The sequence below is a fragment of the Carnobacterium iners genome, assembly GCF_900177385.1.
Lineage (GTDB): Bacteria > Bacillota > Bacilli > Lactobacillales > Carnobacteriaceae > Carnobacterium_A > Carnobacterium_A iners.
Genome location: NZ_FXBJ01000002.1, coordinates 19,581 through 35,802 on the forward strand (window position 1 = coordinate 19,581; position 16,222 = coordinate 35,802).

8 protein-coding genes and 3 rRNA genes are annotated in these 16,222 nt (G+C 38.3%); 1 reads left to right on the forward strand and 10 read right to left on the reverse strand.

Annotated elements, in window-relative coordinates; translation table 11 throughout:
• Positions 1-3 precede the first annotated feature (3 nt).
• The 10 genes from brxC to B9Y54_RS00275 form a co-directional block, all read right to left on the reverse strand.
• Positions 4-3,663: a BREX system P-loop protein BrxC gene (gene brxC / locus B9Y54_RS00230; RefSeq protein WP_085558466.1), complete on the reverse strand. Its 3,660-nt coding sequence runs from the start codon at positions 3,661-3,663 to the stop codon at positions 4-6.
• A 50-nt stretch (positions 3,664-3,713) separates the two neighbouring features.
• Positions 3,714-4,103: a hypothetical protein gene (locus tag B9Y54_RS12590; protein ID WP_234987758.1), complete on the reverse strand. Its 390-nt coding sequence runs from the start codon at positions 4,101-4,103 to the stop codon at positions 3,714-3,716.
• Between the two features lie 21 nt (positions 4,104-4,124).
• Positions 4,125-4,706, reverse strand: a complete 582-nt coding sequence (locus tag B9Y54_RS00240) for a DUF1788 domain-containing protein (RefSeq protein ID WP_085558467.1) — start codon at positions 4,704-4,706, stop codon at positions 4,125-4,127.
• Positions 4,703-5,308 (reverse strand): DUF1819 family protein, encoded by a 606-nt coding sequence (locus B9Y54_RS00245; RefSeq protein ID WP_085558468.1) that lies wholly within the window; start codon positions 5,306-5,308, stop codon positions 4,703-4,705. Before B9Y54_RS00245 ends, B9Y54_RS00240 begins: the two co-directional genes overlap by 4 nt.
• A 160-nt stretch (positions 5,309-5,468) precedes the next feature.
• The gene (locus tag B9Y54_RS00250; RefSeq protein WP_085558469.1) at positions 5,469-7,262 is read right to left on the reverse strand and encodes a DUF4153 domain-containing protein; all 1,794 of its coding nucleotides are present in this window, start codon (positions 7,260-7,262) and stop codon (positions 5,469-5,471) included.
• A 127-nt stretch (positions 7,263-7,389) separates the two neighbouring features.
• Positions 7,390-7,505 (reverse strand): 5S ribosomal RNA (gene rrf, locus B9Y54_RS00255).
• Positions 7,506-7,594: 89 nt separating this feature from the next.
• Positions 7,595-10,515, reverse strand: a 23S ribosomal RNA gene (locus B9Y54_RS00260).
• Between the two features lie 203 nt (positions 10,516-10,718).
• Positions 10,719-12,276, reverse strand: a 16S ribosomal RNA gene (locus B9Y54_RS00265).
• The 16S, 23S and 5S rRNA genes sit together here, the layout of an rRNA operon.
• 583 nt (positions 12,277-12,859) lie before the next feature.
• Positions 12,860-13,546 carry an ABC transporter ATP-binding protein gene (locus tag B9Y54_RS00270; RefSeq protein ID WP_085558470.1) on the reverse strand — a complete coding sequence of 229 codons (687 nt, stop codon included), beginning with the start codon at positions 13,544-13,546 and terminating at the stop codon, positions 12,860-12,862.
• Between the two features lie 15 nt (positions 13,547-13,561).
• The gene (locus B9Y54_RS00275; RefSeq protein WP_085558471.1) at positions 13,562-14,653 is read right to left on the reverse strand and encodes an ABC transporter permease; all 1,092 of its coding nucleotides are present in this window, start codon (positions 14,651-14,653) and stop codon (positions 13,562-13,564) included.
• Positions 14,654-14,997: 344 nt separating this feature from the next.
• Here B9Y54_RS00275 and B9Y54_RS00280 point away from each other — a divergent pair, with 344 nt between their 5' ends.
• A complete protein-coding gene (locus B9Y54_RS00280) occupies positions 14,998-16,182 on the forward strand; it encodes an iron-containing alcohol dehydrogenase (RefSeq protein WP_085558472.1) in 1,185 nt (394 codons plus the stop codon).
• Positions 16,183-16,222 lie beyond the last annotated feature (40 nt).

The following is a 16,222-nucleotide window of genomic DNA, read 5'->3' on the forward strand; positions in this document are numbered from 1 at the left end:
CCCTTACGATAATTTGATAAAATCAACATATTTGTCTGCTAATGATTTCATCAAATTACCTTTCAATATAGTCAAGTACTGGTCAATATCTTCTTCGTTTCTAATTTCAATCACCTGACGAGGCAATATTTCTGTTTGGCGCATAATTAATGCTCGTTCTGCTTTGACCAAAGTCTTAGTTTCTGATTTTTTTCCAGCTGAGGAAACCTTATGCGTACTTTCAGCTTCTTCGACTATTAAACCAAGATTATTTTTTCTGTTTTGTTCCTCTACTTGTTTTTTTCTCGCTGCCTCTTGTTCATCATAGATGATACGTTTAGCAGACTCGATTGCTCTCAAGGTTACTACTTTAATTTCGTTGCTTTCGCCTTTATATGCTTGAAGCTTGCCAACAGTATTGGAATTATCAACCTTTTTTTCAAGATCATTCATTTTAAAATTAAAGGTCGTTTGAATGCGTTCAATACTAGCGTAATCAAGTAAACCAGCTATTTCTTTTGCAATATCTCGTCGATCTTGCTCGATACTATCAGAAATAGGTTGTGAGACAGTCTCTAATTGTTGAACAATCTCTCTGTTAAATTGATCAATTAATTCAGGCAATTCTTTCATTCTTCGATAGGGTCTAGATAATCTTAAAATATCTGCTACTGTGTTCATTAAATGATCCATTTCGTCATTATTCAAATAATTTTTATCTTGATCATACAAAGCTAATTTTTCTTTAGCATCCAGATAAATTTCTTTTTGATTCGACTTAAAAAAGGCTTTGATATCTTGTAATTCTTCATATTGCTCGATTAAACGCTCCTCGTTTTCTGCTAAATAAGTAAAAAACGCTGTCGAATCTTCAATCGAAACAAGAATATCCAGCTGTTTAATCGTAACATCAACTAATGTCTTATCCGGAAAGTTAGCATGGCGGTATTCTAGCTTCAATCGCTCCATTTCTTTTTGTTCCTTGCTAAAACGATTTGCGATAAAAACAAACATCTCTTCTTCTTTTTCACCAATACTATTCAGACCAAATAACGTCGACATAATTGTTTTAGCACTTTGAATCTTACGTTGGGAGATAACTTCTCGTACAGACAATACTAACTTCTCTTGCGTCTCTTTTTTTAATATATTTTTCAAAAAGTCTTGTTCTTGAGCATCAAATTTACGGCTATTTAAAGTTAAGTGAATTTTTTCTTCCTTCATTAATTGAATCAGACAAACTAAAATATCCAATTCTTTCCAACCATAAGGAACTGCTTGATAGCGCTGAATCACTTCTCTTAATGTAATCAGTAATTGACGTTGGTGCTGTTGATTCAAGTAACTAGCTATTTCAGTGGTGGCTAATACATTTTCATAGTCGTATTCATCATCGAGGTACTGTCTTTCTTTGTTTAGAATGATTTTTTCTAACTCTTCTCTCGTATGAGTAACAGCAATATAATTTATCTTAGAATAAAGTGACTCTACTAGAGAGCGTAACCCTTCTTCTATTCTTTTTACTGGTGTCCCGGTCGCTTCAATGAGATAACCATTAATATAAATTTTTGCATTTTCAATTGCTGATTGAAGTTTTAACTTGATTTGAGTTTGTAATTGTCCTCGTTCATTTGCCTTACGTAAATGAATTTCTTGGATAATAGGTGTTTTCGTTTTTGCCGACTGTCCTCTTAAGTAATGATTAATCTTAAGATAATAGCGCAATTCTCCAAAGTCCTCTTCTCGAGGCAATTGAACAATAATCTTAGTCTCTCTTTGAGATAAAGCCACCACTTCTGGTTCTTCCATATACTCCGAATAAGCGGTAACGATTTTAATCCCCATATCTAATTGTCCATTTCGAACAGCACGTTCGTCAATCCATTGTGAGAAATCAAATAGATACTGAAGAGTTCTCCTATCTTCAAAGGGCTGATAGGTATATTTTTTCATAGTGATTAATTCATCAAAAATAGATTTCCCAGCTTCTAAAATCAACTCAGAAGTAGGCAATTGAATCCGATTAATCTCTCGGTTAACATCCTGTTCCTCATTTGTTAAAAATAGATATTTATCGCCCATTCGCTGGATTAAATACTCTTTTTGTAGGCGTAAGAGAGATTCACTAATTTTCTTACTCAATGAAATCGTATCTTCATTTATACTACTCAACATTAAGGTTGTTAAATTTTTGATTGTCCCAGGCATCTCATCAATGTAACGAATTAAAAAAAGTAATTTCAATACATCTACATCAAAAGAGTCCACACTCTCATTTTGATAAGCCTTAATGATTGTTGAACGAACAGACGCTTCAAGTGCTTGATCAATGCTATCGTAAAATGTCTGGAAAGGAACTAAAGTACCAATCTCTTTATTTTTAATACCAATTGTCGCTTGTTGAATAGATTCCAATAAATTTCGTTCTCCATCTGATAAGTGCTTTCCAGCTGAACCGTGCTCACGAATACTTGTAAAAACTTTTTGCAATAAATTGAATTGATAAGGAATAAAAGGATAAACATCAGAAAAATCTACTCGATCTTTATAAAAACGCATAGTAGCCGTATTTTCAAATTCTAATTTATTTTTTAACGCGGCTTCTTGCTCATCATAAGTCAACACGAGTGTTTCTTTTGCAACAGAAGTTTTTTCAAGTAAACGAATTTTGATAACTTCATCTGCATTGGCACTACTTAGACTAACTCGAGTATTAAATCGACCTTGTATTTTCGAAAAATCTCTAACAGACATATCTTCTGTTAAACTATCAATATCTTGTTGAGAGGTTACTAATACCCAGACTTTCCCCTTCAATAACTTTCCTAAATCTTCGACTACCGTTTGTAGATTCAACATTAACTGAGTATTATCGGATATAAACTGACCAACTTCATCAACTGCAAAAATTAAATGATAGTTTTCTGCTTGTTGATCAACAAAATTTTTCAACCGGTTAGCAAAACTATCTACAGAGATACTATAATTATTTTCTCCATTTTCAATCCAACTTCGGGCACTTGCTTCTGACATTTCTGTTGCCTTTTCTAATGCGTGGATTGCTTCATCCATATTAAAGAAAATCTCATCTCTGCCATCTTCCCAACTTAGTGCTGTTTCTTCTTCAAAATAACGTTTAAAATCTTGGTATTGTCCACTTCTATCAAGTGTCTCCTCTAATTGTGCTAACCAAGGAATACTTGCTGAATAACCACGCATCTCGTTAAACACTTTATTAAAAACTTCTACAATAGCAAGTTTATTTTGTTTACTATCTGCTTCCGATTTTGAGTCGATGTTAAATAAAATGACTTCACTAGGCACATTAGATACGTCATGCATTAGTGCTAATAAGTCTGGATCCGTAATCTTGTCTTCAAAGAAATCTACGGGTCGCTTGCCATCAATCATTACAGTTGAATCTAGCAGATAAGACAATATTTTAAGAAAATGCGATTTACCCGAACCAAAGAAACCAGAAATCCACGTTCCTACTTTATCGGTTGATTGTTCCAATGAACGGTTATAAGCTTTGAAAAAAGTCACAAAGTTTTTGGTTAATTCCTCCGTGACGACATATTCTTCTAACTCTTGTCTGATATTATCTTGTTCTTTCTTACCTATCTTAATAACACCTTGAATTTCACGATTGATGTCTTTTTTAAATAACTGCTCTATTTTCATTTCCCTTCACTCCTAAGTAAGATTTTAATTGTGTTTATAAAAAATCTTATTTAGGGTGATGAATTAGAACATAAAAATAATAAATTACTTTTTTGGACAAGACAAATAGAGTCATAGAAATTTTCTATAACTTTTTTATTCATATATTTAATTTTTCCAAAATAATAACATTCGTTTTTAAAATTATTTAAACTGTTAAAGTAATTTTCAAGCTGTGCTGTGCTGTGCTGTGCTGTGCTGTGCTGTGCTGTGCTGTGCTGTGCTGGTGCTGTGCTGTGCTGTGCTGTGCTGTGCTGTGCTGTGCTGTGCTGTGCTGTGCTGTGCTGTGCTGTGCTGTGCTGTGCTGTGCTGTGCTGTGCTGTGCTGTGCTGTGCTGTGCTGTGCTGTGCTGTGCTGTGCTGTGCTGTGCTGTGCTGTGCTGTGCTGTGCTGTGCTTTCATAATATACCCTCCTTTCTCTCTTTAATTTTCTGTTATTTTAAAAGCCCGATAATAGTTATCATCTGTAAACTTATTGAATAGCTGTAACTTACCATTTTCATAAGTACCAGGATAAAATAAAACTAATGGTATATCTTCTACAACTGTTTGTAAATTATTCAATATAACGTGGGAGCGAATAATCGGATAAGCTTTGCCTACCCCTACGATAAACACAATAGCTTCTTTTTCTAAGTGCTCTTCTATATACCTGACAATCCAGTCATTATTAGTCGCAATCTTTAAGGCTTTCCTCATTTTATCGAATAAATCATTACTTCCTTTTTTTCCTTCCATAGTAAAGTTTTTATCTAAATAACCCCGTTGTTCAAAAAATAAAAGAATAATCTCATATAAATCAAAGATTTGAACTTTAAAATTCGAATTTTCTCTTTCTAAAAATTTCTTTAAGTTAGGTACATAATTTCTAACGATTAATTCGTCCTTTGGATCATAATCAAAAATATAAAAACCAACTTCGTTACCTAAACCTTTATTTGCAAGAAATTTAGAATCATTTATTTTATCTTTTAATTCATCCATTCTTATTGCGATATCTCTCATTCTAAGGATTCTCCTAACATGACTTCAACTACTTGCTTTTCTTTATACTCAATTAAATAGTTCTCCACTTGTAACTCTATTACTAGCGGCTGCAAATACGCATACCCTTCCAGTTCCACTAGCATACCTGCATCTTTCAAAACTTGATGGTAACTATCTCTTAATATCTTTTTAGTACTCGGTGTCCAATTTGCTACCGTAGAAGATTGTTCACTTTTTAATTCAAAAAAATAGTCAGTCTCCTGTTTAGATAAGGTTCTTTCCATAATCAAGAACTTATCAAATATAACTTCTTTCATCCATTCAAAAAATAATGTATCTTTTTTTAAAATAGCATACAAAAGCAGAGCTCTCGAAGTCAAAGAATCCGCGTTAATAAACCGCTCTATTAAGTACTCATCTAGATTATCTATGCGCTTCATGATTTCACGATAAAACCTCCCAGCTCTATCTAAACTTGTCAATTGAAAAATATTATCTTGTAGCACCTTATTTTTAATTTCAGTTTCAGACAATCCTGAGACCATTAGAGTAACTATTAATTTTGTTTCATTATACATAAACGGTCTTGTATTTAAAGTCGTTGAATAGTTTTGAGACAACTGATCACTTCCATCTTTTGAAAAATTAAATTAACTTTAGTATAGCATTTTAGCGGTTTCAATCATAGGTTAATGCGAGTAGACTTCTAGATATCCAAGTTATTTAGTAACAGAAAAAAAGTCATTTGAGTTCGTTCCCCAAATGACTTTTTTTTTTTAGTTATTTAATTTGAACAAGTAGATAAACATCTCCTGCATATTGGCCATCGTATTCATTTAGAGATTCTACAATTATTTTCACTTTAAATTGATCGTTTTCTTCAATGATTGTTGCCTCATCAACAGTTACTATTCCTTTTTTGAGATTTTCTTCAGACAATAAGGCATTAAAGATTGGTTCCATTAGGATAGTCATTTGTTCTTTACCATCTGCATCTCGAATCACAACCGTATGGCTGCCATTTTTTTGTTGTTGAACTACTGTGTGCATAACCCCATCCACCTCAAAAGAGATATCTTTACTATTAGAGGTATCACTATAAGAAGTATAAAAGTGAAGACGCATAAGTTGCTGATAATCTTCAAGAGAAATATTTAAGTCATCTTCATAATCTAAGTTAATATAACGACCCATATCTTCAATCGTTTGATTTTCATATTCTCTATTAAAACCAAAAGTTGCTTCAAAATCATTATTATTGGTTAAATCATCTGGCAACCATTCTATCTTTCTAGCATAATTCATTTCTGCCAAATAGTCAGAAGTTCCAGTGATTCGAATTTTATCTTCTTTAGAAATAGCAGCATTTGGAATAATTTTATCTTTTTCAAGCATCTTATTTTCTACAAGAATATCTTCTAATAAATTTGTTTGACTTATTCTACTCACTGTAAAAGCATCAATAGGAGGTAAAATAGAAAGAATAGAAAAAGCAATTAAAACGGCAATAGCATAGCCATTTTTATTAACCGGTAAAAAGCTAAAAATTACTCCTGAAATTGTAGCAAATACTCCAAAAAGAATGACGTAGTAACGACCTTGTGTCATTCCCATCTCTCCTATTTTTAACACAGAAGCAATCGTTTGAAATAAAACGATTGGTATGAGTAATTTAGGAAAAAATTTCCTAAATAAAACAGCAAACTTATTTTCAATCGTGCTAGACAAAATATAAACCACAATCACTACTACCGCATAAGATACAAGTAAAGGTTCTAATAAGTTGTCTGTCCAAAAACTACTGCTTATATTTATTACAATATAAGCTAACAGAATAGCTGTATAAACTGCCGTTAAAGGAATAAATACATAAGAAATTAAGACTTCTAACATCCTTGGAACGCTTGTTGCTTCATTTAGTTTTTCTTGAATTCCTATTTTCTCTTTCTTAGACACACTTTTGTCTTTTGTATCCTCGTATATAGGAGTAAACGATAAATAGTATAAAGGAGCAAATAAAGAGAATACAATATTTAATACATGCAGCGTTAATTTATCATCAATCGAAAACAGTAAACGATCAATTGCGAATAAAATAGAACTAACTCCAATAGCAATAACTATTGTGAATAATGACGTAATGAAAAAAGCTTTAAAAGCTGCTATAAAACTTTCATTAAAGGTTAATCGTTTTTTTATCGTTGGAATTAAGATATAAAGTAAGACTAATGCAAAAACAAAGACGCTCGTTTTAATTCCTGCTTCTAATTCATATAAATCAGCTGTTGGAAGAATAAAATAATATCCGATTGTTAGCAAACAAGCTGCTGCCGCGAGCATAAAGCGTTGACTTTGTTTATAAAAAAATCTTTCATGCAGTTGCTGTGCAACTCCACTGAGTATTGCACCTACAAATAAAGTAAACAAATAATTTGTATACAAATCTTTTTCTTGATTAATCATGTTACCGTTTAACAACGTCACTGCTAAAAGAAATAAAACGGTTAAAGGATAGCGACTACCCGCACGAATAATACCTTGAAATATTGTTTTAAAATTTTCTACTACTTTCATCTTCTCCACCCTCTTTCTTATTTATCACGATGTTACCTAGATTATAGTCTAATTAAAGTACAATGTATATTAGTACCTTTTCCCCAAAAAAAAAAGCATCATCCGAAGATGATACTTTTTTAAAGATGCGCGGCAGCGTCCTACTCTCACAAAGGGAAACCCTTCACTACCATCGGCGCTAAGAAGCTTAACTGCTGTGTTCGGCATGGGAACAGGTGTGACCTTCTTGCCATCGCCACCACACATCTTTTAGTTATAAGAGAACGTTGTTCTCTCAAAACTGGATAGTGTTTAACTATAAGACAATAAAACCGTTTCTTCATCGTTTAAAAATGGTTAAGTCCTCGACCGATTAGTATTGGTCCGCTCCATACATCGCTGTACTTCCACTTCCAACCTATCTACCTGATCATCTCTCAGGGGTCTTACTCACTTACGTGATGGGAAATCTCATCTTGAGGGGGGCTTCACGCTTAGATGCTTTCAGCGTTTATCCCGTCCACACATAGCTACCCAGCGATGCTCTTGGCAGAACAACTGGTACACCAGCGGTGTGTCCATCCCGGTCCTCTCGTACTAAGGACAGCTCCTCTCAAATTTCCTGCGCCCGCGACGGATAGGGACCGAACTGTCTCACGACGTTCTGAACCCAGCTCGCGTACCGCTTTAATGGGCGAACAGCCCAACCCTTGGGACCGACTACAGCCCCAGGATGCGATGAGCCGACATCGAGGTGCCAAACCTCCCCGTCGATGTGGACTCTTGGGGGAGATAAGCCTGTTATCCCCAGGGTAGCTTTTATCCGTTGAGCGATGGCCCTTCCATACGGAACCACCGGATCACTAAGCCCGACTTTCGTCCCTGCTCGACTTGTAGGTCTCGCAGTCAAGCTCCCTTCTGCCTTTACACTCTACGAATGATTTCCAACCATTCTGAGGGAACCTTTGGGCGCCTCCGTTACACTTTAGGAGGCGACCGCCCCAGTCAAACTGCCCGTCAGACACTGTCTCCCAGCCAGATCATGGCTGAGGGTTAGAGTGGTCATACAGCAAGGGTAGTATCCCACCATTGCCTCCACCAAGACTAGCGTCCTGGCTTCATAGGCTCCTACCTATCCTGTACAAGCTGTACAAACACTCAATATCAAACTGCAGTAAAGCTCCATGGGGTCTTTCCGTCCTGTCGCGGGTAACCTGCATCTTCACAGGTACTATAATTTCACCGAGTCTCTCGTTGAGACAGTGCCCAAATCATTACGCCTTTCGTGCGGGTCGGAACTTACCCGACAAGGAATTTCGCTACCTTAGGACCGTTATAGTTACGGCCGCCGTTTACTGGGGCTTCAATTCTGAGCTTCGCTCGAGAGCTAACCCATCCTCTTAACCTTCCAGCACCGGGCAGGCGTCAGCCCCTATACGTCATCTTTCGATTTAGCAGAGACCTGTGTTTTTGATAAACAGTTGCTTGGGCCTATTCACTGCGGCTGACCAATTGGTCAGCACCCCTTCTCCCGAAGTTACGGGGTCATTTTGCCGAGTTCCTTAACGAGAGTTCGCTCGCACACCTTAGGATTCTCTCCCCGACTACCTGTGTCGGTTTGCGGTACGGGCAGATTGTTTCTAACTAGAAGCTTTTCTTGACAGTGTGACATCGGGAACTTCGATACTTAATTTCTCTCCCCATCACAACTTGTCCTTAATAGAGGCAAGCATTTGACTCACCTCAAGACTTGTTGCTTGGACGCACATATCCAACAGTGCGTATTCCTTAGCCTACTGTGTCCCTCCATTGTTCAAACAAAACAAACTGGTACAGGAATCTCAACCTGTTGTCCATCGTCTACGCCTATCGGCCTCGACTTAGGTCCCGACTAACCCTGGGAGGACGAGCCTTCCCCAGGAAACCTTAGTCATTCGGTGGACGGGATTCTCACCCGTCTTTCGCTACTCATACCGGCATTCTCACTTCTAAGCGCTCCACCAGTCCTCACGGTCTAGCTTCGACGCCCTTAGAACGCTCTCCTACCATAGAACCTAAGTTCTATCCACAGCTTCGGTGTTATATTTAGCCCCGGTAAATTTTCGGCGCAGGGTCACTCGACTAGTGAGCTATTACGCACTCTTTAAATGATGGCTGCTTCTGAGCCAACATCCTAGTTGTCTAAGCAACCCCACATCCTTTTCCACTTAACATAAACTTTGGGACCTTAGCTGGTGGTCTGGGCTGTTTCCCTCTCGACTACGGATCTTATCACTCGTAGTCTGACTCCCGGATATAAATCAATGGCATTCGGAGTTTATCTGAATTCGGTAACCCGAGAAGGGCCCCTAGTCCAAACAGTTGCTCTACCTCCATGATTCTAATTCCGAGGCTAGCCCTAAAGCTATTTCGGAGAGAACCAGCTATCTCCAAGTTCGATTGGAATTTCTCCGCTACCCACACCTCATCCCCGCATTTTTCAACATACGTGGGTTCGGTCCTCCAGTGCGTATTACCGCACCTTCAACCTGGACATGGGTAGATCACTTGGTTTCGGGTCTACGACCACATACTCATTCGCCCTATTCAGACTCGCTTTCGCTACGGCTCCGTCTCATCAACTTAACCTCGCATGGGATCGTAACTCGCCGGTTCATTCTACAAAAGGCACGCTATCACCCATTAACGGGCTCTAACTACTTGTAAGCACACGGTTTCAGGTGCTGTTTCACTCCCCTTCCGGGGTTCTTTTCACCTTTCCCTCACGGTACTGGTTCACTATCGGTCACTAGGGAGTATTTAGCCTTGGGAGATGGTCCTCCCGGATTCCGACGGAATTTCTCGTGTTCCGCCGTACTCAGGATACTGATCAGAGTGAACAAAGTTTCAGTTACGGGGCTTTTACCCTCTTCGGCGGACCTTTCCAGGTCGCTTCTCCTACTTCGTTCATTTATGACTCTATGTGTTCAGTCCTACAACCCCAGAAAGCAAGCTTTCTGGTTTGGGCTATTCCCGTTTCGCTCGCCGCTACTCAGGGAATCGATTTTTCTTTCTCTTCCTGCAGGTACTTAGATGTTTCAGTTCTCTGCGTCTACCTCTATTGACCTATGTATTCAGTCAATAGTAACACCCGATAAAGAGTGTTGGGTTTCCCCATTCGGAAATCTCTGGATCAAAGCTTACTTACAGCTCCCCAAAGCATATCGGCGTTAGTCCCGTCCTTCTTCGGCTCCTAGTGCCAAGGCATCCACCGTGCGCCCTTATTAACTTAACCTATGGTCATGTTAACTATTCCATTCACCCTAAGGTGAAGAAATACATTAAAAAATAAAACGCGATGTTTTCTTGGTTTCTTGCTTTTCTTACATGTTAAACACTATCCAGTTTTCAAAGAACAACTACTTACTTTCTGAGAAGATTAGACCTCTCAAAACTAAACAAAGTAAAACAACTGTGACGGTTCCGTTATATCCTTAGAAAGGAGGTGATCCAGCCGCACCTTCCGATACGGCTACCTTGTTACGACTTCACCCCAATTATCTATCCCACCTTAGGCGGCTGGCTCCCAAAAGGGTTACCTCACCGACTTCGGGTGTTACAAACTCTCGTGGTGTGACGGGCGGTGTGTACAAGACCCGGGAACGTATTCACCGCGGCGTTCTGATCCGCGATTACTAGCGATTCCGGCTTCATGCAGGCGAGTTGCAGCCTGCAATCCGAACTGAGAATGGCTTTAAGAGATTAGCTTGACCTCGCGATCTTGCGACTCGTTGTACCATCCATTGTAGCACGTGTGTAGCCCAGGTCATAAGGGGCATGATGATTTGACGTCATCCCCACCTTCCTCCGGTTTATCACCGGCAGTCTCACTAGAGTGCCCAACTGAATGCTGGCAACTAATAATAGGGGTTGCGCTCGTTGCGGGACTTAACCCAACATCTCACGACACGAGCTGACGACAACCATGCACCACCTGTCACTTTGTCCCCGAAGGGAAAGCTCTATCTCTAGAGTGGTCAAAGGATGTCAAGACCTGGTAAGGTTCTTCGCGTTGCTTCGAATTAAACCACATGCTCCACCGCTTGTGCGGGTCCCCGTCAATTCCTTTGAGTTTCAGCCTTGCGGCCGTACTCCCCAGGCGGAGTGCTTAATGCGTTAGCTGCAGCACTGAGGGGCGGAAACCCCCCAACACTTAGCACTCATCGTTTACGGCGTGGACTACCAGGGTATCTAATCCTGTTTGCTCCCCACGCTTTCGAGCCTCAGCGTCAGTTACAGACCAGAGAGTCGCCTTCGCCACTGGTGTTCCTCCATATATCTACGCATTTCACCGCTACACATGGAATTCCACTCTCCTCTTCTGCACTCAAGTTCTCCAGTTTCCAATGACCTTCCCCAGTTGAGCTGGGGTCTTTCACATCAGACTTAAAGAACCGCCTGCGCTCGCTTTACGCCCAATAAATCCGGACAACGCTTGCCATCTACGTATTACCGCGGCTGCTGGCACGTAGTTAGCCATGGCTTTCTGGTTAGATACCGTCAGGGGATGAGCAGTTACTCTCATCCTTGTTCTTCTCTAACAACAGAGTTTTACGATCCGAAAACCTTCTTCACTCACGCGGCATTGCTCCGTCAGACTTTCGTCCATTGCGGAAGATTCCCTACTGCTGCCTCCCGTAGGAGTCTGGGCCGTGTCTCAGTCCCAGTGTGGCCGATCACCCTCTCAGGTCGGCTACGTATCATTGCCTTGGTGAGCCATTACCTCACCAACTAGCTAATACGCCGCGGGTCCATCCATAAGCGGTAGCCGAAGCCACCTTTCATCTGTCTGCCATGCGGCAATCAGAATTATGCGGTATTAGCATCCGTTTCCGAATGTTATCCCCCACTTATGGGCAGGTTACCCACGTGTTACTCACCCGTCCGCCACTCCTCTACTATCGAGTGCAAGCACTCAATAGTAGAAGCGTTCGACTTGCATGTATTAGGCATGCCGCCAGCGTTCGTCCTGAGCCAGGATCAAACTCTCATAAAAGTTGAAGCAACCCGTTAGAATTGTTTCGCTTTTTAACGATGCTTGAAGCTCATTGAAATGACTTGCTAGCGAATAATTATTCACTTTGTTTCTTTTGGTTCGACCCTTGGCCGAACCGCCGTTCACAGTTTGTTGTTCTACTTTGTTCAGTTTTCAAAGGTCTAATTTGTTTGCGTTGTCGTTTTGACAACCTCTAAATATTACCAGATGATGACTAACTTGTCAACAACTTTTCAATATTTAATTTTTTTATTTTTTTTTCGTTGCTACGTTGTATCGCTGCGACATCTACTAATATAACAGCTTGTTGAACTTACGTCAACTGTTTTCTGAAAAGAATTTATTTTTATTCGTTAACGTGTTTGTTTCTCACTAAGAATACTATCCTCTTTAAGTAAGTATACTCTTATTTATTAAAACCCTATTCACTAAAGGATTTAGGCTATTAATTTATTTTTTCCAGATCTAATTAAGCTGTATAAAAATAATTATTTCAGTATATTTATTCTTTATAAACTGTATAAATTTAATTTTTTTAAAAAAAGAATCCCCTATTTAAAAGGAGATTCTTATTGCTATTGCTTTATTCTTTAGTTTCTTTCAGTCTTTCTTCCAAAATCCCGTCTTTCATTACGTATACTTTATCACAGCGATCAATTAATCGCTCATCGTGTGTAACCATAATCGTTGCTTTATTTTGAGACTTTGTTTCACGTGCCAAAATATCGACTACTTCAAAAGCTTTTTCTGAATCTAAACTTGCTGTTGGTTCATCAGCTAAAATAACTGATGGATTATGATAAAGCGCTCTGGCAATAGCTGCTCTTTGACGTTCTCCACCAGATAAATCACTTGGATACTTTTTCTTTAATCCAACTATTCCTAATTCATCTAATAAAGCGTCGCTTTTTTCTGCATCCATTTTACTCTTATTAACTTTATTAACTAGTTTTAACTGATCTTCAACAGTCAAAAAGGGAACTAAGTTAGAAGCTTGAAGAATAAAACCAATTTCTTTAAAACGTAAAGCAGCTCGCTTTTTCTCTGTGACTTCGCTAAACTTATTTTCTCTAATTAGGACTTTCCCTTCAGAAGGCGTTTGAAGACCTCCTATTATAGTAAGAAGTGTACTTTTTCCTGAACCGCTTGGCCCAATAATAGCTACAAATTCACCCGCCTCAACACTGAAATTAGTCTTTTTTAAGGCATCGACCTTGGTATGTCCTTCACCAAACGTTCTTGTTACATCGATTAGCTCAATTAATTTCATCCTTTATTCCCTCCTTTATCCTATTGCATCTAATGGATCAATTTTAACAACGGTTCGAACAGAGAATAAAGCACCTAAGACAGCAACAATAATCAATAACGCTGTAATAGCTGCTAAGAAAATAATGTTCGTTGTGTAAGGCACTGCAGCTGGTAAGGCTAGGCCTGTTATAATAGTTAGTATTAATCCTATCCCCACACCTACTACAGCTAGGATAAAGGTTTGAGCGACAACTGATTTCGAAATATAAAGATTAGAAATCCCTTGCGCCTTCATAACACCAAATAAACTTGATTTTTGTAACGTCAAAACATATATGAAAATACCAATAACAACTGCAGCTATGACTATTAGGAAACCAATCATTAACCCAAAAGTTAAAACTTGGGCTGTATAGCCTGGTATCTTATTAATATACTCTTTAATGGGGTAGACAGTTAAATCATCTGTTTGTATATCTACTCCATCAACTGAATTATTTTCTCCTCGTACAATAACTGCGCTAATTCTCCCAGCATCACTAGTATCTGATTTCTCAAAGCGCACTTTTTGATAGCTAGGTATAGTTGTATACAAAACAGGTGCTACACTGAATCTAGCATCTTCTGTAAAACCGACAACGGTCACCTCTTTGTCATTGCCCGCTAATTCAAGTGTATCTCCTAGATTAATATTGTCTTCTTCTTTCAAACTAATATCTGCAACCACCTCATTATCTTTAGTGAAAGCCTTGCCTTCGATTACTTCAGGCATAATGAATTCTTCTGAATCAATTCCAAAAAAAGTTACGTTAACTTTATCTTCTTCCTTTGAAGCTCCCACTTTTCTAACAACACTAGATGCTTGCCCTAAAAAAGCTGTTTTAACGCCTTTTACTTTCTTAGCTTGCTCTATAGTCATCATTGACATATTGATATTAGTATTAGATTCATCAGTTAGAACGATACCATCTGCTCCCCACTTATCAATACTCGTTCGATTATCTTGTGCCAACCCATAAGCTAACCCAATCAAAAAGAATACTAAATAGGAAACTAAAACCATCACACCTATAATCAATGCGAAACGCGTTTTAGAATGCTTCATTTCTCTCCATGCTAAAAACATCCAATCACCCTTTAATCCTTATTTTTAATCTTATTCGAATACTATAAACGTATAGTTAACTCGATTCATACCCTCTTTTATACCATAAATAGATAGAAAAACAAACTAATTATGTCTACTAGTACTGGATATGAAAGAGCTAGATACGTGAATAAGTATAGAATAACTTTTGCTTTCAATAAATAGTTTTTATAAAATCTACTGAAAGATACTTGTATTTTGCCTGCCTACTCAATCACAGAAAATAGCATCTAATAAATGAGCATCTCCAAGCTCTCTATTTATGTAACTGTAGTGAATTATGCTATACTGACTATACAAATTCAAAAGGAGTGGATAAATACATGCAACATGAAATAAGTAACTTTAACTACTACAATCCTACCGAAATCATTTTTGGGAAAAATCGTATTCCTGAATTAAAAGACTTAATTTCTACTGACAAAAAAATTCTAATCACTTATGGTGGCGGTAGCGTGATTAAGTTCGGTACTCTTGATCGCATTAAATCAGCTTTATCAAAACATCAAGTTGGAGAATTTGGTGGAATTGAAGCTAATCCTACTTTTGAAACAGCGATGAAAGCTGTTGAACTCATTAAAAAAGAAAAATATGACTTTATATTAGCTGTCGGAGGCGGTTCTGTCATCGACGCTACTAAGTTTATTGCTGCAGCTGTTTTATTTGATGGCAATCCAATGGATATTTTTTCTGGTGGCATAGGCAAAGGAACACCTATCACTTCTGCTTTACCGTTTGCGACGGTATTAACTTTACCAGCAACGGGTTCTGAAATGAATGCCGGTTCAGTTATTACATTTAAAGAAAAACAAGCCAAGGTAAGTTTTGGCAGTCCTCATGTTTTCCCTACATTTTCAATCTTAGAACCTGAAATCACTTATAGCTTACCTACTCGCCAATTAGCTAACGGAATTATGGATGCTTATATTCATATTATGGAACAATACATGACGTATCCTGTTGGAGCAATGGTGCAAGATCGTTTCTCTGAAGGCTTATTGCAGACCCTAATTGAAATTGGACCTGACGTTATCGATGAAGAGAATCACGATTATAACTTACGAGCTAACTTTATGTGGACTGCAACGAATGCTTTAAATAAAGTTCTCTCTCCTGGAGTTCCTCAAGACTGGGCTGCTCATCAAATGGGGCATGAGATCACCGCTTTATACCATACCGATCATGCTAGAACGTTAAGCATTGTTCTTCCCGCTTTATTGAAAGTCCGTAAAGAAGAAAAAAGGGCAAAACTTTTACAATATGCTGAACGCGTCTGGCATATCACAACTGGGACTGAAGATGAAAAAATCGATGCTGCTATTGAAAAAACAACAGCCTTCTTCAAAAGTCTTGGTGCCCCAACATCTTTTAAAGATATTGGCTTAGGCGAAGAAGTTATCGAACCTTTAGTTGCCCAATTAGAAAAACACCAACAAACGGCTCTAGGTGAACACCGTACTCATGATTTAGCTATTAGTAGAGAAATATACCGTATGGCACTTAATTAAAAAATGAAAAAGAGAAGGAACAAGCAGGTTATGTCTGCTT